Source organism: Methylobacterium sp. HJ2, assembly GCF_056431005.1.
Window position 1 is genome coordinate 64612 of record NZ_JBWJYM010000004.1, and the last position, 20361, is coordinate 84972.

13 protein-coding genes are annotated in these 20361 nt (G+C 73.4%); 8 read left to right on the forward strand and 5 right to left on the reverse strand.

The window, feature by feature from the left end; all coding sequences use genetic code 11:
• Nucleotides 1-30: 30 nt before the first annotated feature.
• Together ACS5RC_RS11500 and ACS5RC_RS11505 are read right to left on the reverse strand one after the other, a co-directional pair.
• Nucleotides 31-1176: an MlaE family ABC transporter permease gene (locus ACS5RC_RS11500; RefSeq protein WP_478344345.1), complete on the reverse strand. Its 1146-nt coding sequence runs from the start codon at nucleotides 1174-1176 to the stop codon at nucleotides 31-33.
• Nucleotides 1177-1261: 85 nt separating this feature from the next.
• Nucleotides 1262-2461: an MFS transporter gene (locus ACS5RC_RS11505; RefSeq protein ID WP_478343998.1), complete on the reverse strand. Its 1200-nt coding sequence runs from the start codon at nucleotides 2459-2461 to the stop codon at nucleotides 1262-1264.
• A 127-nt stretch (nucleotides 2462-2588) separates the two neighbouring features.
• On the opposite strand from ACS5RC_RS11505, the gene ACS5RC_RS11510 reads away from it, so the two are divergent.
• Both ACS5RC_RS11510 and ACS5RC_RS11515 read left to right on the forward strand, forming a co-directional pair.
• On the forward strand, nucleotides 2589-3989 hold the full coding sequence (locus ACS5RC_RS11510) for a hypothetical protein (protein ID WP_478343999.1): 1401 nt from the start codon (nucleotides 2589-2591) through the stop codon (nucleotides 3987-3989).
• 88 nt (nucleotides 3990-4077) lie between these two features.
• The gene (locus ACS5RC_RS11515) at nucleotides 4078-4518 is read left to right on the forward strand and encodes a DUF1489 family protein (RefSeq protein ID WP_478344346.1); all 441 of its coding nucleotides are present in this window, start codon (nucleotides 4078-4080) and stop codon (nucleotides 4516-4518) included.
• Between the two features lie 37 nt (nucleotides 4519-4555).
• On the opposite strand, the gene ACS5RC_RS11520 is transcribed toward ACS5RC_RS11515, so the two are convergent.
• Complete coding sequence (locus tag ACS5RC_RS11520; RefSeq protein ID WP_478344000.1) at nucleotides 4556-12424, reverse strand: apolipoprotein A-IV repeat region-like domain-containing protein; 7869 nt, start codon at nucleotides 12422-12424, stop codon at nucleotides 4556-4558.
• A 280-nt stretch (nucleotides 12425-12704) separates the two neighbouring features.
• Here ACS5RC_RS11520 and ACS5RC_RS11525 point away from each other — a divergent pair, with 280 nt between their 5' ends.
• The 3 genes from ACS5RC_RS11525 to ACS5RC_RS11535 all read left to right on the forward strand — a co-directional run bounded on the left by ACS5RC_RS11525 (nucleotide 12705) and on the right by ACS5RC_RS11535 (nucleotide 14364).
• Nucleotides 12705-13049 (forward strand): Hpt domain-containing protein, encoded by a 345-nt coding sequence (locus ACS5RC_RS11525; protein WP_478344001.1) that lies wholly within the window; start codon nucleotides 12705-12707, stop codon nucleotides 13047-13049.
• 166 nt (nucleotides 13050-13215) lie between these two features.
• Complete coding sequence (locus ACS5RC_RS11530) at nucleotides 13216-13536, forward strand: 2Fe-2S iron-sulfur cluster-binding protein (RefSeq protein ID WP_478344002.1); 321 nt, start codon at nucleotides 13216-13218, stop codon at nucleotides 13534-13536.
• Between the two features lie 252 nt (nucleotides 13537-13788).
• Nucleotides 13789-14364 (forward strand): hypothetical protein, encoded by a 576-nt coding sequence (locus ACS5RC_RS11535; RefSeq protein WP_478344003.1) that lies wholly within the window; start codon nucleotides 13789-13791, stop codon nucleotides 14362-14364.
• 12 nt (nucleotides 14365-14376) lie between these two features.
• On the opposite strand, the gene ACS5RC_RS11540 is transcribed toward ACS5RC_RS11535, so the two are convergent.
• The gene (locus ACS5RC_RS11540; RefSeq protein WP_478344004.1) at nucleotides 14377-15552 is read right to left on the reverse strand and encodes a vWA domain-containing protein; all 1176 of its coding nucleotides are present in this window, start codon (nucleotides 15550-15552) and stop codon (nucleotides 14377-14379) included.
• Nucleotides 15553-15819: 267 nt separating this feature from the next.
• Between ACS5RC_RS11540 and ACS5RC_RS11545 the strand changes: the two genes are divergently transcribed.
• A complete protein-coding gene (locus tag ACS5RC_RS11545) occupies nucleotides 15820-16233 on the forward strand; it encodes a hypothetical protein (protein ID WP_478344005.1) in 414 nt (137 codons plus the stop codon).
• A 67-nt stretch (nucleotides 16234-16300) separates the two neighbouring features.
• Here the strand turns inward: ACS5RC_RS11545 and ACS5RC_RS11550 are convergent, their stop codons facing one another.
• Nucleotides 16301-18142, reverse strand: a complete 1842-nt coding sequence (locus tag ACS5RC_RS11550; protein ID WP_478344006.1) for a cation:proton antiporter domain-containing protein — start codon at nucleotides 18140-18142, stop codon at nucleotides 16301-16303.
• A 268-nt stretch (nucleotides 18143-18410) separates the two neighbouring features.
• On the opposite strand from ACS5RC_RS11550, the gene ACS5RC_RS11555 reads away from it, so the two are divergent.
• Both ACS5RC_RS11555 and ACS5RC_RS11560 read left to right on the forward strand, forming a co-directional pair.
• Nucleotides 18411-19631 carry an ATPase gene (locus tag ACS5RC_RS11555; protein ID WP_478344007.1) on the forward strand — a complete coding sequence of 407 codons (1221 nt, stop codon included), beginning with the start codon at nucleotides 18411-18413 and terminating at the stop codon, nucleotides 19629-19631.
• The gene (locus tag ACS5RC_RS11560) at nucleotides 19628-20269 is read left to right on the forward strand and encodes a hypothetical protein (protein WP_478344008.1); all 642 of its coding nucleotides are present in this window, start codon (nucleotides 19628-19630) and stop codon (nucleotides 20267-20269) included. The genes ACS5RC_RS11555 and ACS5RC_RS11560 overlap by 4 nt, the downstream gene beginning before the upstream one ends.
• The last annotated feature ends 92 nt before the right edge of the window (nucleotides 20270-20361 follow it).

Consider the following 20361-nt stretch of genomic DNA (forward strand, 5'->3'; position numbering starts at 1 on the left):
GCGGCGCTGGCGGGGATCGGCACGGGCGCCTCAGAAGTCGATGGCGGCGAAGAACACCGCGAAGAGGCCATCCAGAACGATGACCATGAAGATCGACTTCACGACCGACGCGGTGACGTGACGCCCGAGCGATTCGGCCGAGCCCTCGACCGCGAAGCCCTCGATCGTCGCGATGATGCCGATGGTGAGCGCCATGAAGGGCGCCTTGATCAGCCCGACGAAGACGTGATGCAGCCCGACGGCCGCCTGGAGCCGCGCGAGGAACTGCTCCACGGTGAGCCCGCCGTAGAGCATCGCCGTCAGGCCGCCGCCGGCGAGCGCGGCGAGCGCGCCGACCAGCGTCAGCATCGGCAGGCCGATCATCAGGGCGAGGATGCGCGGAACGATCAGCACCTCGATCGGGTCGAGGCCCATGACCCGGAGGGCGTCGACCTCCTCGCGCATCCGCATGGAGCCGATCTCGGCGGTGAAGGCCGAGCCCGAGCGGCCGGCGACCATGATCGAGGTCAGCAGAACGCCGAGCTCGCGCAGGATCAGCAGGCCGATCAGGTTGACCACGAAGGTCTGCGCCCCGAAGCGCTGGAGCTGGAAGATGCCCTGCTGGGCGACGATGCCGCCGACGAGGAACGAGATCAGCACGATGATCGGGGTGCCGCGCAGCGCCACCTGCTCGACCTGATTGACGAAGGCGCTGCTGCGGAACGTGCCCGGCCGGGCGGCGACGCGCCCGCAGGCCGTGACCACCTCGCCCAGGAAGGCGATGCCGGTCACCACGTCGGCTCCGGCCTGCGCCACCCGCCGCCCGAGCCCGTCGAGGGCCGCGTGGATCCGGCCGCCCGCGGCAGGGCGCGGCGCTTCGGGCTCGCGCAGGGCGACCTCGCCGAGCAGGATCCGGTGCTCCGGCTTGGCGCCGCCGTAGGTCAGGCTGCCGCCCGCGGCCTCGACCTCGCCCCGGGTCCGCTCGAGCACCCAGGCGCCGAGCGTGTCGAGGCGGGCGACCTCCGTCAGATCGACGGTCACGGCCCGGCCGGTTCCGGCGGCGGCGATGCGCCGGGCCGCCGCCTCGACGGCGGCGCCCTCGTCCGCCGTCCAGCGGCCGGCGAGCGCGAGGCGGCCGTCGGCCGCCGGCTCGACGCGCGCGCCGTCCCGGTCCGCGAGAGCGGCTCGCGCCGGCATCACGGCGCTCGGCACGCCCGGCCTCCGCGGTTTTCTGGTTCCATCACGCTGCCCATGCTGCGCCGCGTCTATGTCCAGATTAGGGTTACGGAGCGGTATCCACCGCCGCGTGTGTGTCCTGGCGCACCCGGCGCGCGGCGGCCGCCGCGAGGCCGAGGCCGGTGAGCGCGAGCGGCGCCATCAGGGCGAAGGCGAGGGGCCCGCCGGCGCGATAGGCGAACCCCGACAGGATCGTGGCCGCGGCCGAGACCGAGGCGTTGACCGCGCTGAGGGTGCCCTGGGCGCGTCCGCGGGCCCCGTCGGGCGCGAAGGCGGAGACGGCCGCCATCGCGCCGAGCTGCGTCGCCCCGAAGGTGAACCCGTGCAGCGCCTGCAGCGCGACGAGCGCGGGCAGCGTGTCGCCGACGAGGGAGAGCCCGACGGCCCGCAGCAGGGCCGCGGTCGCGCCGAGGGCGAGGAGCCGGAACGGGCTGCGGGCGCCGGCCGGCAAGCGGCCGATCACCGCGAACAGCAGGATCTCGGAGACGACGCCCACGCCCCAGAGCGCCCCGACGGTCTCCGCCGAGAATCCGAGCCCGATCCAGTAGATGCTGCCGAAGCCGTAGATCGCGGCATGGCTCGCCTGGATCGCGGCGGCGGCGCCGATGCAGAGCCGGAGCCGCGCGGGCATGCGCGGTCGCGCGCCCCTGTCGGCCGCGGGCCTCGCCGCGGCGATGTCGCGGCTGGTGAGGGCCACGAGGCTGGCGAGGAGCGCGAGGCCGGTGAGGAGGAGGGGCACCGCCACCCGGCCGCCGAGCGCGCCGAGCAGGGCGCCCCCCGCGAGGTTGGCCGCCAGGAAGGCGATCGAGCCGGACATGCGGATGCGGGCGTAGTCGAGGCGCGGGCGACGGCGCACGGCGGCGAGGGTCAGGTAGTCGATGCTCGGCACCAGCGGCGCGCCGGCCACCGCGTTCAGGACCACCAGCCCGGCGAGGAGGGGCCAGCCGAGGCCAGCGGCCCCGGGCATCAGGCCGTAGGTCAGGGCGAGGCCGAGGCTGCCGGCGAGCAGCAGGGCGCGCGGGCCCACGCCCCGGTCGATCAGGCTCATCAGCGGCGCGGTCGCGACGATGCGGGTGGCGATCGGCAGGGCGAGCAGCACGCCGATGATCGTCGCGTCGAGCCCCAGCGCGGAGAGCCAGACCGGCATGAACGGCATGGCGATGCCGATCTCCACGAAGACGACCGCGTAGAGCAGGGCGAGGCGCAGGGCCCCGGGTTCGGGCTCAAGGGTTCGGATGGGGGACACGAGTCTCGGCCGCGCGAGAGGAGGGGCGCCGTAAGCGCGCGTTAAACAGCATCTGTCAACGTCACTGGCCGTACATGACGGTTTCGCACAGCGCGCGTCGTGCACAGAGTCTTCGGGGACGCGTACCATGTCCGGCATCCAGTCGCTGATCCCGTTCGAACCCGACGCCTACGAGACGATCGCGCGGGCGATGGAGGAGAGCGAGCGCGGGCGCTGGTTCCTGGCCGAGCACGCCCGGCGCAACCGCGGCCCCGACACCGAGATGCTGCTCGGCGCGATCGGACGGCTGGAGAGCGCCGTCACCGCCCAGCGTCAGCCGGAGGAGCTGACCGAGTTGCGCGGCAACCTCCTCGACATGGCCCGGGCGATCAGCCGGACCAAATCCGAGATCGCGGCGATCAGCCCGCCCGACACCGACCAGAGCCGCCTCGGCGTCGCGTCCGAGACCCTCGACGCGATCGTCCGGACGACGGAGCGCGCCACATCCGACATTCTCGGCGCGGCCGAGGAGGTCCAGGAGGCGGCCTGGACGCTGCGCGAGCGCGGCGTCGAGGCGGAGCTGTGCGACCGTCTCGACCGGCACGCCACCCAGATCTACACCGCCTGCTCGTTCCAGGACCTGACCGCCCAGCGCATCGTTCGGATCGTCAACACCCTGCGCTATCTCGAGACCCGCCTGACGGCGATGATCGCGATCTGGGACGGCGACGCCGCGCCGGTCCCGACGGCGCCCGGGGCCGCGGCAGCGGCCGAGCCGGCCGATCTCTCGCAGAGCGACGTCGATCTCTTCATCGAGATGGACCGGGCGACGCCCGCAGCCGAGGCGCCGCGCACGTCCCTCGACATCACCTCCCTCGACGACGCCGTGGATTTCGCGCCGCACGCCGATGCGCCCGAGGCGACCGACGATCTGGCCTGGGACGCGACCGACGACGCGACCGACGACGCGGCGCCCGCGGGGATAGCCGCCTCGGCCGCGGTGCCCGAAGAGGCTGCCGAGGATGCGGCGGCCGACGCGGCCCTCGGCCTCGCCGACGAGACGGCCGAGGCCGCCGACCCGATGGCGGTTTCGGCTCCGGAGGAGAATGCGGATCCGGTCGAGGACGAAGCCGAACCGGCCGCCGCGACCGCCGAGCCCGACGCCTTCGACCAGTCGGACGAGGCCGCGCCGGCCGCGATGCCGGACCAGGTCGGCGAGCCCGGTCTCGAAGCGTTCGCCCTCGACGAAGCGGCTCACGCCGAGGAAGAATCCGTCGTCGCAGACCTCCCCGAAGCGGATTTCGCCGAAGCGGATTTCGCCGGATCCTGGCCGGAGGCGACGGAGGCCCCCGACGCCGCGCCGGGCGCGCAGGCCGCTCACGACACCGAGGACGCGCCGGAAAAGCTCGCCGCCGCGCCCGAGCCGAAGGTCGCTCCCGCGCTCGCCGCGTCGGGGTCGGCCCTGCCGCCGCGGTCCGGCGCAGCGGATCTGAGCCTCGTCGACATCGACCTGCTCAGCATCGAGGAGAAGCTGGCGCTGTTCTCCTGAGCGGACGATCGGTCGCGCCCGCGGCCGCGGACGGATAGGGTAGGGGCTTCCCCGCCCCTCCCAGCGCACGCATCCCGCCTTGGCCCCGATCCCGCTCCACCTGCTCAAACTCTGCGTCGGTCCGGCCTCGATCGCCGAGCTGGAGGCGCGGCAGGCCGGCTTCCGCGCCGAGGCCCTGCGCCAGGGCCGCGACGGATCCCCCATCCACGTCACCCGGATGATCCCGACGCGGCGCGGCGAGATCGCCGGGCAGGGCTCGATCTACTGGGTGATCAAGGGAACGCTGTGCTGCCGGCAGGCGATCACCGCGATCGAGCCCGTCACCGGTGCGGACGGCATCCCGCGCTGCCGCCTCGTCCTGCACGAACGGCTCGTCCCCGTGGCTCCCCGGCCGTGCCGCCCGTTCCAGGGCTGGCGCTACCTCCCGGCGAAGGACGCCCCCGTCGATCTCGACGCCGCCGCGGCGGGCGACCTCGCAGAAATGCCCGAGACGCTGCGCCGCGAACTCGTCGGCCTCGGCCTGCTCTGAGGCCGGGCGCGGCGACCGCGCCCGGCACGCATCGGGATCAGGCCCCCTCGAAGCGCCCGCTGGCATGGGCCAGCATGGTGTAGACCTTGCCGGTCTCGGAGGTGAGGTAGGCGTCGGCCCGGCGCGAATCCGGGTCGTTCTTCATCACGTCGCCGAGCAGGCGCTCGAACTCGCCGACATAGCGGTCGATCGCCCGGCGGAACTCCGCGTCGGCCCGGTAGCGGCGCTGGATCTCCGCGAAGGTCTGGCGCCCCTGGGCCGTGTAGATGCGCGGGTCGAACAGATTGTGCTCGCCGCGGCGGTAGCGCTCCCACAGGTCCACGGCGGTGCGGTGGTCGATCATCCGCGAAATGTCGGACGAGATCGTCTCCAGCGTCTTGGCGGGCTCGAGGGACCTGGCAGGCTCGGCCGCGTTCGTCGCATTGGTCGCACCGGCCGGCTTGACGGGTGCCGGCTGGGCCGCGGGCGCGTCGGGCGCGCCATCCTCCTCCTCGTCCAGGGAGGCGCGGGTCAGCAGGTCCGACAGCCAGCCGCGCTTGTCGGCCCCCGGGATCGCCGCGGCGCCGGTCCGGCTCGCGGGCCGGGGCCCGTCGGCGCGCGTCGGCGCCGTCGTGGCGCGCGGACGGTCGGCCGCGGCCCTTTCGGGGGTCGCGGCGGGGCGGGCGGCCGGCGACGGGGTCACCGTCGGGGCCGGCGGCGCGATGACCGACTGGGCCACGGCGCGGCCCGCCGAGCCGCCCTCCGCGGTCCGGCGCTGCTCGACCGGCTGGGCGACGGGCTGGACGGCATCGACCGCGCGGTTGCTGCGGGCGACGAGGGCCGAGAGCTCGTTGAGCGCTTTGATCTGGTCGGAGACGACGCGACGCATCTCCCCGGCCGCGTCCTGCGTCTCCTGCGGGATCTCCAGCACGCCCTTGGCGAGGTCGGCGCGGGTGGCGTCGAGTTCGGTGCGGATCGCGCTCGCCATCTCGCGCAGGCCCGCCACCGACTCGCCGAAGCGGGCCTGGGCCGCCTCGAACCCGCTGCGGATCTCCGCGGCGGCGCCCTCCAGGGCGGTGCGGACGGCCTGGGTCGCCTTCTCGGCCTCCGCGCCGGCCTCGGTGTTGAGGCCCGCGAAGGCCTCGGTCACCGCGCTGCCGGCCTCGCGTGCCGAGCGGGTCAGACTGTCGCCGACGCCCTCCGCGCGGGCCTCGGCCGCGCGCAGGCTCTGCTCGATGCTGTCCGCGAAGGCGCGGGTGCGGCTCTCGAGCGTGTCCGAGCGCGCCTCCAGGCCGGCGAGCGCCGCCTCGACGGCCCCCTCGCGCCCGGCCAGCGTCGCCGCCAGCCGCTCCTCGATCGCCGCGAGGGATTGCGCGGCGCCGTCGAGCGCCGCGACCTGGCTGCGGGACTGCTCCGTGAGCGAGCGCCCGCGCCCGTCGAGCGCCTCCGCGAGGCCCGCGGCCTCCCGGACGGCGCCCTCGGCGACAGCCTGGAGGGCCGCGACCTGGGCCGCGACACCGTCGCTGGCCTGTCCGGTCTCGCGGGCGATCGCGTCGAGCGCCTCCTGGATCTGGCCGACGCGCGCGGCGAGGCCATGCTCGACGGCGTTGAGGTTGCCGCCGGCGCTGCCCAAGAGCTCGCGCAGGGCCTCGTTGGCGGTGTCGATGCGCATCAGCACGCCGCCGAGATCGCGGCGCAGGCGCTCGTTCGTCTCCCCGAGCCGCTGGATCGCGCCGGCGGCGCCCTCCTCGACGGCGGTCCGCAGAGCGTCGGCGGATTCGCGCGACTGGGCGGCCAGCGCCTCGGTGCGCTCGCGCAGGGCCTCGATCAGCGGCGCGCCGGTCTCGGCCAGGGCGCGCTCGATGGCCTGCCCGCGCTCGCCGAGCGTGTCGGCGAGTTCGAGCACGGGCCCGTCGATCGTGGCGCGCAGGCGCTCGACCTGCCGCTCCATCGCCGCGCCCACCGCGCCGCCGCGCTCGTCCACGCGGGCGACGAGGGCGCCGCCCTTCTCCTCGATGGCGCGGACCAGCGCCTCGGCGCTCTCCGCGAGGCGGCGGGACAGGGCCTCGCCGCGGGCATCGACCAGGGTTCCGAGCGCCGTGGCGCGGCGCTCGAAGCCCGTGGACATCGCACCGGTGCGCTCGTCGAGGATCCGGGCGATCGTCGCGTTGCGCTGGTCGAGGGCGGCGGCGAGCGCCGCCGTGTGGGCCTCGGCGAGCGCGGCGTGGTTGCGCGCCCGCTCGTCGAGGGCGGCGACGATGCCGCCCAGGCGCTCGTCCACCAGGTTCGCGAAGGCGTCGTGGCGATCGTCGAAGGCCGTGGCGAGGGCGTCGCCGCGGGCCGCGACCAGGGTGGCGAACAGCTTCATGCGGCTGTCGATGCGGGCGGTGAAGGCCTCGCTGCGGGCGTCCACTGCCTCGACCAAAGCGGTGCCGCGCTCGGCCACACGCTCGGCCAGCGCGTTGGTGCGGCCCTCGACCAGGGCGTCGAGGTCGCGCAGGCGCGCGTCGAAGGCGGCGGCCAGCGCCTGGGCCCGGGCCTCGACCGCATCCGTGAGGTTGAGGGCGCGCCCGTCGAGCAGGCCCTGGACGGCGTCGCGGGCCTCGCTGAACAGGGTCCTCAGCATGTCGACGCGCGCGTCGACGGTCGCGGCGAACTCGCGGCCGCGGCCCTCCACGACCTCGGTGAGGCCCGACTGGGCCTCCTCGAACAGCGTGCGCAGACGCTCGGTGCGCGTCTCCAGGCTCTCCGTCAGATCGCGCTCGCGGCGCTCGAGCAGGCCGAGGATCGCGGTCGGTGCCTCCTCCAGCAGAGTCCGCAAGGTCTCAACACGCCCGTCGATCTGGCCGGCGAAGCGCTGGCCGTGATCCTCGGCCGCGCCCTCGATGGCGGCGCGGGCCTGCGCGAACAGGGCATCGAGGCGCTCGGTGCGCGTCTCCAGGCTCTCAGCCAGCTCGCGCTCGCGGCGCTCGAGCAGACCGAGGATCGCGGTCGGCGCCTCCTCCAGCAGGGTTCGGAGGGCCTCGACGCGCCCGTCGATCTGGCCGGCGAAGCGCCGGCCCTGATCGTCGGCCGCGCCCTCGATGGCGGCGCGGGCCTGCTCGAACAGGGCATCGAGGCGCCCGACGCGGGCATCGAGGCTCTGGGCGAGCGCCCGCTCGCGAGTCTCCATCAGGCCGCCGATCGCGGTCGGCGCATCGTCGAGCAGGCCGCGCAGCGCGTGAATGCGGGCGTCCACGGCCTCGGCCATCCGGTCGTCGTGGCCGGTGACCAGCGTGTCGAGGCCGGTCCTCGCCTCCTCGAAGAGGCCGTGCAGGCGGTCCATGCGGCCGTCGAGGCTCTGGGCGAGGCGGCGCTCGCTCGCGTCCACCAGCCCGGCGATCGCCTGCGGCGCCTCATGCAGGAGGTCGCGCAACGCACGGACGCGCTCGTCCACGGTGCCGGCGATGCGGTTGCCGTGATCGTCCACGGCGGCGTCGAGGCCGGCCCGGGCGTCCTCCATCAGGGTGCGCAGGCGCTGGGTGCGGGCCTCGAGGCTGGAGGCCATCTCGCGCTCGCTGGCCTCGATCAGGCCGACGATCGCCGCAGGGACCTCCTGGAACAGGGTGCGCAGAGCCTCGACGCGGCTGTCGATCGAGCCGCTGAGCTGCGTGCTGTGCGCCGCGACCGCGCCGTCGAGGGCGGCATGCGCCTCCTCGAACAGGGCGCGGAGGTCGCGGGCGCGTGTGTCGAGGGCCTCGGCCAGGCGGTCGCCGCGGCCCTCCACCAGGGATTCGAGGGTCTGAAGCCGGCCGTCGAACAGCGCGCCGAGGGCGCGGGTGCGTGCCTCCAGCGCCGCGTCGGCCGTGCCGACTGAGCTCTCGACCGTGGCGACGAGCGCGCGCCCGCGCTCCTCCAGGGCGTCGTGCAGGGGCGCGATCCGGCCGTCGAGGGTGCTCGACAAGGTGCTGGCGTGCTCGTCGACGATGACGCGGATCTGGCGGATGCGGTCGTCGAGGAGGTCGTGGACCGTGCGCACGCCCTCGTCGAGCAGGCCGCTGATGTCCGAGGTGCGGTTGGACAGGGTCCGGCCGAGCCGGCCCTCGCCGTCGTCGAGCATGCGCTCGGCATCCGCGATGGTCTGCTGCAGCTTGGCGAGCACGCTCTCGCCGCGCTGATCGATCAGAGCCGCGAGCGAGGAGCCGCCGCGGTCGAACAGGCGCGCGAGCTCGGTGATCCGGCCGCCGACGGCGCCGAACACGGCGCGGCCCTTGTCGTCGAGCTCGGCCGCCATCGCGGCGGTGCGCTCGTCGATGAGGTGGGCGAGGCTCTCCGCCCGCTCGGCGAAGGCCGCGCGCACCGACTCGGTGCGGCCGGCGAGATCCGCCTCGGCGATGCGGCTCTGCGCCTCGATCGCCGCGATGAGCGCCTGGACCCGGTCGCCCAAAGTCCGGTCGAGGCTGCCGGCCCGATCGGCGATGGTCGCCGTGAGGGCGGCGATCCGCTCGTTGAGCGCGGCGTCGATACCACCGGTGCGCGCCTCGATCATCTCGGCAAGCTCGCGGGCGCGGGCGGCCAGATCCGCATCGACGGCCTGCGACCGGCTCTCGATCAGGCGGATCGCCTCGAAGGCCTGCGCGCCGAAGCGCTCGTCGATCAGTCGGCCGCGCTCCTCCATCGCGGTGCCGATCACCTCGATGCGGGCGAGCACGCCGGTATCGAAGCGCTCCGCGCCGGAGTCGAGCTGGCGCGCCAGCTCGGCGGTCTGCCGCTCGAGACGTCCGGCGATGTCCTCGGCCCGGGCGGCGAGGCGCTCGCCGATCCGATCGGTGCGTGCCTCGAGGTCCTGGGCGAGCGCGCCGGTGCGCGCGTCGAGGTCCTGGGCGAGGGCGCCGGTGCGCGCGTCGAGGGTGCCGACGATGTCGCGGCCACCCTCGGCCATCACCCGGGCCATCTCGCCGGTGCGCACGATCAGCGCCTCGTTGAGGGCGGTGGCGCGGGCGCCGAGATGGCCGTCGATATGGCTGACGAGCGAGGCGAAGGTCTCGCCGATCTCGCTGGAGCGCTTGGCCGAGCGCTCCTCGAGGGCGCCGAGATGGGTGTCGACCGCGGCCTGGGCGTCGCGGGTGCGCTCGGCGATGCGGTCGGCGAGCGCCGGACCGGCGACGCTGACGATCCGATCCATCTCCGCGAGCCGGGCTCCGACGGTGTCGCCGAGGGCGGAGGTGTCGCGGCCGATCCGGTCGGCCAGGATGTCGCCGCGCGCGATGGTCTCCTGGAGAGTGGCGAGCCGGCTGCCCAGCGTCTCGTCGATCGCCTTGACGCGGATATCGGCGGTCTCGGCGATGCTGGCCCCGGTCTGGCTGAGCGTGTCGGCGATGCGGGCGCCCTGGGTGGCGACGGCGAGCACGATGTCGCGGCCGGTGCCGGCGATGCGGGCATGCGTCTCCTCGGCATGGCTCGCCAGCAGGTCGGCGACGCCGCGTCCGTGGTGGCTGAAGGCCCCTTCGAGGTCGCTCATCCGGGCCGCGAGCTCGCCCCCGACCTGGGCGGCGGTGCGGGCGAGGGCGCCGGTGCTGTCCTCCGTGCGGGTCGCGACCTCGGTGGTGAGCCCCTCCATGGCGCGGCGGAGGGCGGCGATGGCCGCATCCGCGCTGCTGCCGAAGGCGCCGCCGGTCCGCTCCGAGGCCTGTTCGAGCTGGCGCAGGGTGCCGGTGGCGCGCGACTCGATGGCCTCGTCGACCTCGGAGGAGATGCGCTGCAGCGCCGCGATGCTCGCGGCGATCGCCGCGGTCATCTCGGCGGTGCGCGCCGCGGTGGCGCCGTGCGCGTCCTCGGCCGAGACGCGCAGGGTCTCGGTCGCCTCGCGGGAGCGGGCGTCGAGCTGCGCGGCGAATTCGGAGAGGCGGCGCTCGAAGATCTGCACCACCTCGACGGTGCGGGCCTCCAGCTCGCCGACCGTGCCGCCCGCGGCCTGACGCAGGGCCCGCGCGGCCTCGGCGCTGCCGCTGTCGAGGGCCGCCGCGGTCTCCGCGACGTTGCCGCGGATCGCCTCCACCGTCTGCGCGGTGCGGGCGCCGAGTTCGGCCGAGAGGGTCTCGACCGAGCCGCGCAGGGCCTCGACCGCCTGGGCGGCTCCGTTCTCGAAGCCGCTCCCGAGGCCCGCGAAGGTGGTCTCCAGGGTGGTCGCGGCGGCCTCGGCCTGGCGCGTCACCAGGCTGCCGGCCCGCTCGCCCGCGGCGTCGAGGCGGGTCTCGAGGTCGGCACCCCGCACCACGATGGTCTCGTGCAGGCGGGCGGCGATGCCGTCCAGGCGCTCACTCACCGCGGCGCCGCTCTCGGCGACGGTGCCGGCGACCCGGTCGGCCGTTCCGACGAGATCGTCGCGCAGCGCCCCGGCGCGCGCCGCGAAGGTCTCCACGATGCCGCCGGCGGCGAGCGCCAGGGCGGCCTGCGCCTCGCGGCCGCGCTGCTCGATGGTGTCGGCGACGCCGTTGCCGGCGCTCTCGATCTCGCCGCGCAACGACGCGCCGCGGCTGGCGAGACTGTCGGTGAAGGCCGCGCCCGTCTCGGCGAAGCGCGCGGTGATCTGCTGGCCGGTGCTGGCGAAGCACTGGGTGAGTTCGCCGCCGCGGGCGAGGAAGGCGCTTTCCAGCGCCTCGGCCGAGCGCTCGAAGCTCGCGCGCACGGCGCCACCCTGACGCTCCAGCGCCTCGAGCACGCCCGTGCCGGTCTCGGCGAGCGAGCGCGTCACCACGCCGGCATTCTCCGAGAGCCGGTCGGTGAGGGCGCTGCCCGCCGCGTCGAACACGCGGGTCACCTCGGCGGCCCGCGTCTCGAACGTCCGGCCGAGGGCGTCGCCGACCTCGCCGAGGCTCGCGCGAACCTCCTCGCTGGTGGCGACGAGCCGCCCGATCAGGTCGTCGCCGCGGCCCGTCATCGCCCCGACGACCCGCTCGCCCGCCTCGCTGAGCGAGGCGGTGATCGCCTCGCCGCGCGAGTCCAGGGCGCTCGTCACGCGGTCGCCCGCGCCGGTCATAGCCGCGACGATCCGTTCGGAAGCGCCCTCCAGCTCCTGGCTCAGGCTCTGGTGCGATCCGGCGATGGCGCCGCGCACGCGCTCGGCATTGGCCACGATCGACTCGCGCTGGGCCACCAGCTCGTCCACCAGGGACCGGATCCGGATCTCGTTGTCGGAATAGGCCCGCTCCAGCGTGGCGATCTCGCCGCGCACCAGGGTCTCGAGCTCGCCGGCCCGCGCCAGCGCCCGCTCGACGCCGTCGCCGACGGCGGCGACCTCGCGCCGCACCGTCTGCGACATGGTGAGCACGGCGTCCGTCGAGAAGCTCTCGGGCTCGGCCAGCCGGATCGCGACCTCGCCCACGGCGCGGGCCACCAGCCGCATCTCCTGGGCGCGCACCACCAGCATGCCGGCGATCAGGAACAGGAAGATCGGCCCGGCCAAAGCCGCCGCGCCGACGGTGGCCTGAAGGGCGGTGAGCCCGGTGAGGAAGCCCTTGAGGTCGCCGCCGCTCTGGGTCCAGGCGATCAGCACGAGGCCGTTCAGCCAGACCAGGGCGGCGAGCCCGGCGAGGAGGTAGGGTTTGCGCGAGGGACGGACGCGCAGGGTCTGTTGCAGGATACCGATGTTGCGGCGGTCGTCGTTGGCGACGAGCGAGCGGTCGGGGGGAAGCAGGCCGCCCTCGCGGCGGGTGCGCTCGCGGCCGGGCGGGGGCAGATCGGACGGGATCGGGGCGTCGAGATCGAGGCGCGGCGGCATCTGGCGGCCGACCGGGTCCATCAGCGGCTCGACATCGCCCACGTCGGGCAGCCGCGGCTCGGACCGCGACTCGACGCCCGGCGCCGACAGGGCGTCGAGGTTGAGCGCCTGCTCGATCGCGGACAGGGCCGCCTCGGCCGGGTCCTTGAGCTTCTTGTCCGTCGCCATGAAAGCCCCGTTACGCTTCGCATCCGGCAGGGTCCCGTCCGACCCTCCGGGCGCGATTACCCGTTTACCAACTAAGTTTAGACGTCGCGGCGGGGCCCGGATACCCGAGCCGCCCGAGCGCTCGCAAAAACCTTAACGGAATGGTTACCACACCGCGCCAGATCGCCCCCCGGCGGGGTGATTCGATGATGCCCCAAGGGTTAAGCGGAGGCGAGGGCGCGGGACCTCGCCTGTGGACAGGACGGGGCGCGACCCCGGACGAGCGTGAACGAGGGCAGCCATGACGGCCTCCGAGTCGACCTCCACACCGGCCATCGACCGCGCGCACCTCTTCGCGCAGACGGCAGGCGACGACGACCTCGCCGCCGAGCTCCTCGACCTCTTCGCCGCGCAGTGCCGCCGCCTCGTCCCGGCCCTGTCGGACCGCGCTAGAGACCCCGGCGAGCGGGCGGACCTTGCCCACACCCTGAAGGGCTCGGCGCTCGGCGTCGGGGCTTGCCGGGTGGGCCCGCTCGCCGCGCGCGTCGAAACCGCCCTGCGGCAGGGGACGGAGCCCGAGGCCGACCTCGCGGCGCTCGCCCGCGCCGCGGCCGAGACGCTGGCGGAGATCGGCCGCGCGGCGTGAGGGCGCAGCCCCGCGGGGGCGCCGCGCGGGAACAGGCCGGCCTATCTGCGCGTCCTGCCAATCGCACGCTTGCAATCCGGTCCCCGCACGGCCAAGCAGGCGCGCATCATCGCCCGCGTAAGATCCCGCACGCGCAAGACCTGCCTTTACGATCCCGGAGCCCGCAATGCCCAAGATCACCTACATCGACGCCGCCGGCACGGCCCGGACCGTCGAGGGCAGCGTCGGCGCGACCGTGATGGAGACGGCCCTGCGCAACAACGTCCCGGGCATCGACGCCGAGTGCGGCGGCGCCTGCGCCTGCGCCACCTGTCACGTCTACGTCTCGGACGACTGGGCCGAGACGGTGGGCCCGGCCCAGGACATGGAGCAGGACATGCTGGACTTCGCCTCCGACGTGCGCGCCACCTCGCGGCTCTCCTGCCAGATCAAGATCACGCCGGAGCTCGACGGCCTCACGGTGACCACGCCCAAGCAGCAGGGCTGATAGGACCACCTGCCGACCGCGCCGGCCTTCCCTCGGCCTGCGCGGAGACGAGCGCGCGGCCCGCCGCTTCGATCGGCCTCAGCGAACACGGCTCTTCCGCTCGTGACGGGCAAACCGCGCGGGCCGAAGCCAGTCCCGCCTAGTACTTGTGCTCGACGGGACGGCGCCGAGGACTGATCTTGCACCGGGCGCCCTGCCGCTTCATCTTGAGCGCGACTCGAATCGAGCGTCGTTCGAGGGGAGGCGCGGCCCATGTTCACCCCCTTCGTCGATCCGAACGGGCTGTTCTCCTTCACGCCGATGCCGTCGAGCCTGTTCTCCGAGGCCTCGCCGTTTGGGAACGGCGCGCTTCTCGTGCTGAACCGCTTCGCCAACAACAGCACGACGATCAGCGCCGGGCACAACACGGGCATCAAGTTCGCGGTGGCGCAGGTCATCGCCAATTTCGGCCGGGATTCGGGCGTGCTCGAATTCTACGGCGTCACCGATCGGACCGGGAGCGAGACGGTCAACATGGCGGTCTCGGCCGCCCGCGCCCGCAACGCCCTGACGATCGTGAAGGGCGTGCTCGGCCTGTCGGATTTCCACCTCGCGTCGAGCGCGGGGCTCGGGGAGCGCTTCGCGGACGAGTACCGCAGAGAGAAGGACAATTCCCGCGACGCCGACATGCGCGGCGTGGCCTGCTATTTCTGGGAGTCGATCTCGGTGGCGCGCGATCCGATGCTGGTCCTCTCGATCAAGTTCGCCACCCCGCCGAACGGCAGCCCGCTGCTGGCCCCGCTCTTCCTCGGGCGGTTCCGCTCGTCGCCGCCCTCGCCCTTCGCCTGAGGAACGCGGGGCCTATCGGAGCAGCGCCCGCGTCGCCCGGTCGATCCCCTCCAGCGTCAGCGGGAACATCCGGCCGCCGAGCAGTTGCCGCATCATCCCGATCGACTGGGTGTAGTCCCAGCGCGCCTCCGGCACCGGGTTGAGCCAGGCCGCCTTGGGAAAATGGTCGAGCAGGCGCCCCATCCAGGCGGCGCCCGGCTCCGCGTTCCAATGCTCCACCGAGCCGCCCGCCATCGCGATCTCGTAGGGGCTCATCGAGGCGTCGCCGACGAAGACCAGCCGGTAATCCGAGCCGTAGGTTCGGATCACGTCGAGGAGCGGCGTGCCGGATTCGTGGCGGCGGCGGTTCTCGGTCCAGACCGCCTCGTAGGGGCAGTTGTGGAAATAGAAGTGCGCGAGGTGCTTGAACTCCGAGCGCGCCGCCGAGAACAGCGTTTCGGCGAGTTCGATGTGCCAGTCCATGGAGCCGCCGACGTCGAGGAGGAGCACGAGCTTCACGGCATTGCGCCGCTCCGGCCGCAGCTTCAAGTCGAGGTAGCCCTGGCGCGCCGTCGATCGGATGGTGCCGTCGAGGTCGAGTTCCTCGGCCGCGCCCGTGCGGGCGAAGCGGCGCAGCCGCCGCAGGGCGATGCGGACGTTGCGGGCGCCGAGCTCCACCGTGTCGTCGAGGTCGCGGAACTCGCGCTTGTCCCAGACCTTCACCGCGCGGAAGTTGCGGTTGCCGTCCTGGCCGATCCGGATCCCCTCCGGATTGTAGCCGTAGGCGCCGAAGGGCGAGGTGCCGCCGGTGCCGATCCATTTCGAGCCGCCCTGGTGGCGCTCGGTCTGCTCGGCGAGGCGCTGCTTCAGGGTCTCGAACAGCTTGTCCCAGCCGAGCGCCTGCAACTCCGCCTTCTCGGCGTCGGTGAGGTACTTCTCGGCGAGCTTGCGCAGCCATTCCTCGGGGATCGCGGCCGGCTGCACCGCCTCGCCGACGCTCTCCAGGCCGCGGAACACCTGCCCGAACACCCGGTCGAAGCGGTCGAGATGGCTCTCGTCCTTCACGAGCGCGGTGCGGGCCAGGAAATAGAAATCCTCGACGCGTTTCTCGGCGAGGTCCCGGTCGAGGGCTCCCAGCAGGGTCAGGTACTCGCGCAAGGTGACGGGCACCTTCGCGTCGCGCAGGGCGGTGAAGAAGTGCAGCAGCATGGGCGGATAACGCGCATCCCGGTCCTCCGGGTCAAGCCGGCGCGGCCCGCCCTGGCGCGGCGCGCAGGACCCCGGAGACGGGCCGCAACGCCAATTTTGCGTGCGAATCCTGGGTATGGAACCGGAAAACTGTTGATAGATGCCCGATCGTGACGGTCACGGTCATGAAAACTGTCGAGCCGTACACACAGTTTGCATGCACCGAGTCTTGGTGGAGTCCTGGCCGTCCGGCGACCGGTCGGCCGGGCCGCCGACAGGAGAATTGCGATGGCCGTCGTCCTTCGCAGCATGCGCGACTTCAAGCGGTTTCTGGGGCGGCCGGGCGCCACCATCCAGATCGTGCGCAACACCTTCATCGACCGCCAGCCGGCGGCGACCCAGGCCGCCTATCGCGACAAGGGCATGTACGCGCCGCGCCACGTCACCGCGCTGACGCGGCAGGCGGCGGTGTTCACGCTCGCGGGCCATCCCGGCACGGTCTGGCTCTATTGGGACAAGGGCGCCCGCGGCTGGCACTTCGCCGACGACACCGTCACGGTGCCGCTCCAGACCGGCACGGGGCCGCCCGACGCGATCACCTACCGCTGCAGCTACGCGCCGGGCCACGAGCCGGCGGCGCGCCGAACGGTCCGGCGGGCCGCGCCGTCGACCGACCTGTTCGGGATGCCCCAGCCGGCCTGACTCCCACAGCGCCGCGGGGGAGGGCGCCCCGCATCGGGCGCACCCCGCCCCAGGCATGCAATCGGGCTCAGGCCCGCTTGCCGACGCTCGCCGCCTCGTCCTTGGCGGGGGCCTCGCGCGCCTCGACCTGCTTGCCGACCGTGCGGCGCGCCCGGAAGACGGGGCGCGTATCGGTCTCCTTGCGCTTGAGCATGGCGCGGTACTCGTCCCGTCGCTCGTGGATCGACGCGATGACGAGGCCCATCGGCACGCCGACATCCACCAGCACCGCTTCGGAGAGCTGCAGCGAGGCCTCGATCGTCTCCGGCACGGCGTCGTCCACGCCGAGTTCGTAGAGCGCGGTGGCGTGCCGGGCGTCCCGGGCCCGGGCCACGATGGTGAGGTCCGGCCGCTCCGCGCGCGCGGCCATCACCACGGCCTCGACCGCGCGGGCGTTGTCGAGGGTCACCACCAGCGCCCGCGCCGTGGCGATGTCGCAGCGGCGCAGCAGCTCGGTCTGGCTCGAATCGCCGAAATAGACCGGCTTGCCGAGGCGGCGCTGCTCGGCGACCCGGGCCGCGTCCGCGTCGAGGGCGATGTAGGGGATCTTGTGGCGGGCGAGCATCTCGCCGACCTGCCGGCCGACGCGGCCGTAGCCCGCCACGATGACCCGGTTCTGGAGCGGATCCGGCACCGGCTCCGCCCGGGCGCGGCCGAGATGGCCGCGGGCCGCGCGCCGCCCGATCTGGCGGCCGAGCGCGGCGAGGCCCGGGATCGCGATCATGGTCACGGTGGTGACGATGAGCGCCGCGCCGCCGACCTCCTCGGGCACCAGCCCGGTGGCGAGCGCGCCGCCGATCAGCACGAAGGCGAACTCGCCGCCCGGCCCGAGCAGCAGAGCCGCCTCGATGGCGACGGGTCGGGCGATCTTCAGGACGGGCGCCGCCATCAGGACCACGACCGCCTTGATCAGCAGCAGCGCGAGCGACAGGCCGAGGATCGCCCCGGGCGCGGCCACGAGCTGGGCCGGATCGAGGTTCATCCCGACCGAGACGAAGAACACGCCGAGCAGGAGCCCCTTGAACGGGTCGATCGTCGCCTCGATCGCCCGGCGGTACTCGGTCTCGGCCAGCAGCAGACCCGCCACGAAGGCGCCGAGCGTCATCGACAGCCCGCTCGCGGCCGCCGTGAGCGCGGTCGCCACGATCACCAGCAGGCAGGCCGCCATGAACAGCTCGGTGGACTTGGTGCGGGCCACGAGGTGGAAGAGCGGGCGCAGCGCGAGGCGGCCGGCCACCACGATCAGCACGAGGGCCACCGCCGCCTGGGCGAGCGCCAGGGCGAGCGCCACGCCCATGTTGGCGCCGTCCGAGCGCCCGAGGACCGCGATGGCGAACAGCACCGGGGCCACCGCGAGGTCCTGGAACAGCAGCACGGCGAAGCTCGCGCGGCCCGCGGGCGTGTTGAGGCGCCGCTGCTCGGCCAGCACGGGGAGCACCACGGCCGTCGAGGAGAGCGCGAGCGCGATGCCCACGATGACGGCGCCGGCCAGCGGCACCTTGAGGCCGAACAGGATGGCGCCGAGGATCAGCGCCGAGCAGCCCACCTGGATCGAGCCGAGACCGAAGACGAGGCGGCGCAGCGTCCGCAGGCGCTCCCACGACAGCTCGACGCCGATCATGAACATCAGGAAGATCACGCCGAACTCGGCGAGGTGGGCGATCTCGGTCCGGTTGCCGATGGTGAACAGGGCGACCCACGGATAGGTCTCGGCCAGGCGGCCCAGCCCGAACGGCCCGAGCAGCGCCCCGGCCCCGATGAAGCCGAGCACGGGGCTGAGCTTCAGCCGGTGGAACAGCGGCACCACGATCCCCGCCGTGACGAGGAACAGGATCGCCTCCTTGTAGGAACCGGTATGGACCTCGGGCATGTCGGGCCGGTTCGATCCTCGTCTCAGGAAGGCCCGGACGGCGCGGATACCGCGGCGGGCTCCCCCGCCCATCCCATGCGGGGCGCCCCGGAGCAAGCCGGACCGAGCCCGGCGGCGGCCCCGGGTGAGGCATTTGCGCCACCGGGCGGGGATTCGGTGGATCGAACCGAATCGGCGCAAAAACGGCACATTATGTGGATACACGCGACGGTTAACGAAGGGTAACGCTCCCACCTTCCGTCGCGTCGTTAAGAGCCACGAGACCCCCATGCGAAACACACCTCCGAGCCGGGAGGTCCAGCGCGAGCGTCGCGCCTGGTCTCTCGAGTCCGTCCGGTGGAAGCACGAGCGCGACGTCGAGCGGGGCTACCGCATCAAGTGGGGCTACGTCGGGATCGCCTATCTCGTCGAGTTCATGGTCATCGGCGCCTCGCTCGCCGGGGCGTGGCTGTTCGCCTCCGTCTACAGCGACGGGGATTCGCGCGCCTTCTACTTCATGCTGCTCGCGCCCGTCGTCTACGCGGCGGTCGAGCTCTGCCGCGTGCCGCTCGGCATCCTGGCGCGCACGCAGCGCTCCTACGTCATCCGCGGGCTGGCGATCCTCGGCATCCTGTTCGCGGCGGGGGTGACCACCAAGTCGGTGTCGCAGCTCGGCGAGATGATGTTCCATCCCCGCCTGATGGACGCCGCCAAGACCAAGACCGCCCTGAAGGACGCGCAGGCCGACCGGGGCACGATCGACAACCGCATCGCCTCGGCCGACGCCCGGGTGCAGCAATACACGACCGAGCTCGATCAGATCGAGAAGCGGGCCGCCGACAACGCCGCGCAGCTCTCTTCGCTCCCGGCCCAGCGCTGCGAGAAGGTGTTCGGCACCAACAGCCGCGGCGTGCGCTACCAGAACCTGAAATGCGTCACCGATCCCCGCACCGCGACCCTCTCGGCCAGCGTCGCCAAGGCGGGCACTGACCGGAGCGCGGTGACGAAGGAGCTGGAGGAGGCGCGCAAGGCCCGGGCCCAGCTCGACCGCGGCGCCGCCGAGCGCCGCGTGGCCGATGCCGAGCAGGCCTACCGCAACGCGGTCAACCGCTCGCAGCTGCATTCCTTCACCGCGATGGTCTACGGCGTCGACCCGATCGAGGTGACCGACGCCCAGGTCCATGCCTTCCTGCGCATCTTCGTCTTCGTGCCCGCGCTCTGCGCCGCCTTCGCCTCGACCATCCTCGCCCTCTGTGCGGTCTCGGTGCGCAAGACCTTCATGGACGAGGACGATCTCGGCGCGACGATCGACCCGGCGGCCACGCCCTACCTGATCGCGCAGCTCGGCGACGGGCTGCGGCAGGAGATCGGCCTCGTGCAGGAGAAGCCGCGTGAGGTCGCCGCGACCGGCGCGGTGATCCCGCTCGACCGGCGCCAGCCCGTGCAGGCGGCGCCGGTGGCGGTGCCGAGCGCCGCGCCCGCCAATGCCAGCGCCGGAGCCGGGGCATGACGATCCACACGCCGGGCACGCCCGAGAACATCGTGCTGGCCCAGAACGTCAACGGGCGCCTGCGCGCCGAGTCCCGCATCGTGGCCGCGCGCGCCTTCCTGTACCGGGCGCTCGGGGCGGGGGCCTTCGCGGCGCTCGCCGGCATCGGCATCGGGGCGGGCGCCTATGGCTGGGCCTATCTCAACCAGTACGAGTCGGCGGCCGAGCGCATCGCCCAGGCGATGCAGGCGGCGCTCTCGGACGTGACGATCAAGACCAAGGGCGAGGTCACCCTGACCGACAACGTGCTGAAGCTCGACCAGCCCATCGCCGCGCCCTCCAAGCCCGACTTCGCCTCGGTGGTCGCCAACCAGTCCAAGGGCGAGGCCGGCAACGCCGCGGTCCGCACCACCTTCACGGTGTTCAAGGCGGTGCCCTACCTCGACGGCAACATCGTCACCGGCTGGCAGTTCAAGGGCGACGAGAAGGTCCCGGAATCGCAGTACTGCTACTACTCGCACCCGCAGAAGTTCGGCAGCGACGTGCTCACCCAGGTCAACATCGCCATCAACGGCCAGGTGGCGCCGCAGACCAGCTCGGAGCTGAACCTGCAGCAGCTCTCGAAGAGCTGCATCTGGTTCGATCCCAAGAAGGTCTGAGCCGGGCCGGGCCTCGCATGGGCCCGCGCGCGGCCCCGCTTGCCCGGACGCGCGGCGCAGCCTACCTCGCCCGCACCGCTTGATCAGGAAGG

Coding starts and splice junctions, on each gene's coding strand:
- ACS5RC_RS11545 (WP_478344005.1), top strand. CDS start 15,820: ATGGCCGTCGTCCTTCGCAGCATGCGCGACTTCAAGCGGTTTCTGGGG.
- ACS5RC_RS11510 (WP_478343999.1), top strand. CDS start 2,589: ATGTCCGGCATCCAGTCGCTGATCCCGTTCGAACCCGACGCCTACGAG.
- ACS5RC_RS11520 (WP_478344000.1), bottom strand. CDS start 12,424: ATGGCGACGGACAAGAAGCTCAAGGACCCGGCCGAGGCGGCCCTGTCC.
- ACS5RC_RS11530 (WP_478344002.1), top strand. CDS start 13,216: ATGCCCAAGATCACCTACATCGACGCCGCCGGCACGGCCCGGACCGTC.
- ACS5RC_RS11550 (WP_478344006.1), bottom strand. CDS start 18,142: ATGCCCGAGGTCCATACCGGTTCCTACAAGGAGGCGATCCTGTTCCTC.
- ACS5RC_RS11535 (WP_478344003.1), top strand. CDS start 13,789: ATGTTCACCCCCTTCGTCGATCCGAACGGGCTGTTCTCCTTCACGCCG.
- ACS5RC_RS11540 (WP_478344004.1), bottom strand. CDS start 15,552: ATGCTGCTGCACTTCTTCACCGCCCTGCGCGACGCGAAGGTGCCCGTC.
- ACS5RC_RS11500 (WP_478344345.1), bottom strand. CDS start 1,176: ATGCCGGCGCGAGCCGCTCTCGCGGACCGGGACGGCGCGCGCGTCGAG.
- ACS5RC_RS11560 (WP_478344008.1), top strand. CDS start 19,628: ATGACGATCCACACGCCGGGCACGCCCGAGAACATCGTGCTGGCCCAG.
- ACS5RC_RS11525 (WP_478344001.1), top strand. CDS start 12,705: ATGACGGCCTCCGAGTCGACCTCCACACCGGCCATCGACCGCGCGCAC.
- ACS5RC_RS11555 (WP_478344007.1), top strand. CDS start 18,411: ATGCGAAACACACCTCCGAGCCGGGAGGTCCAGCGCGAGCGTCGCGCC.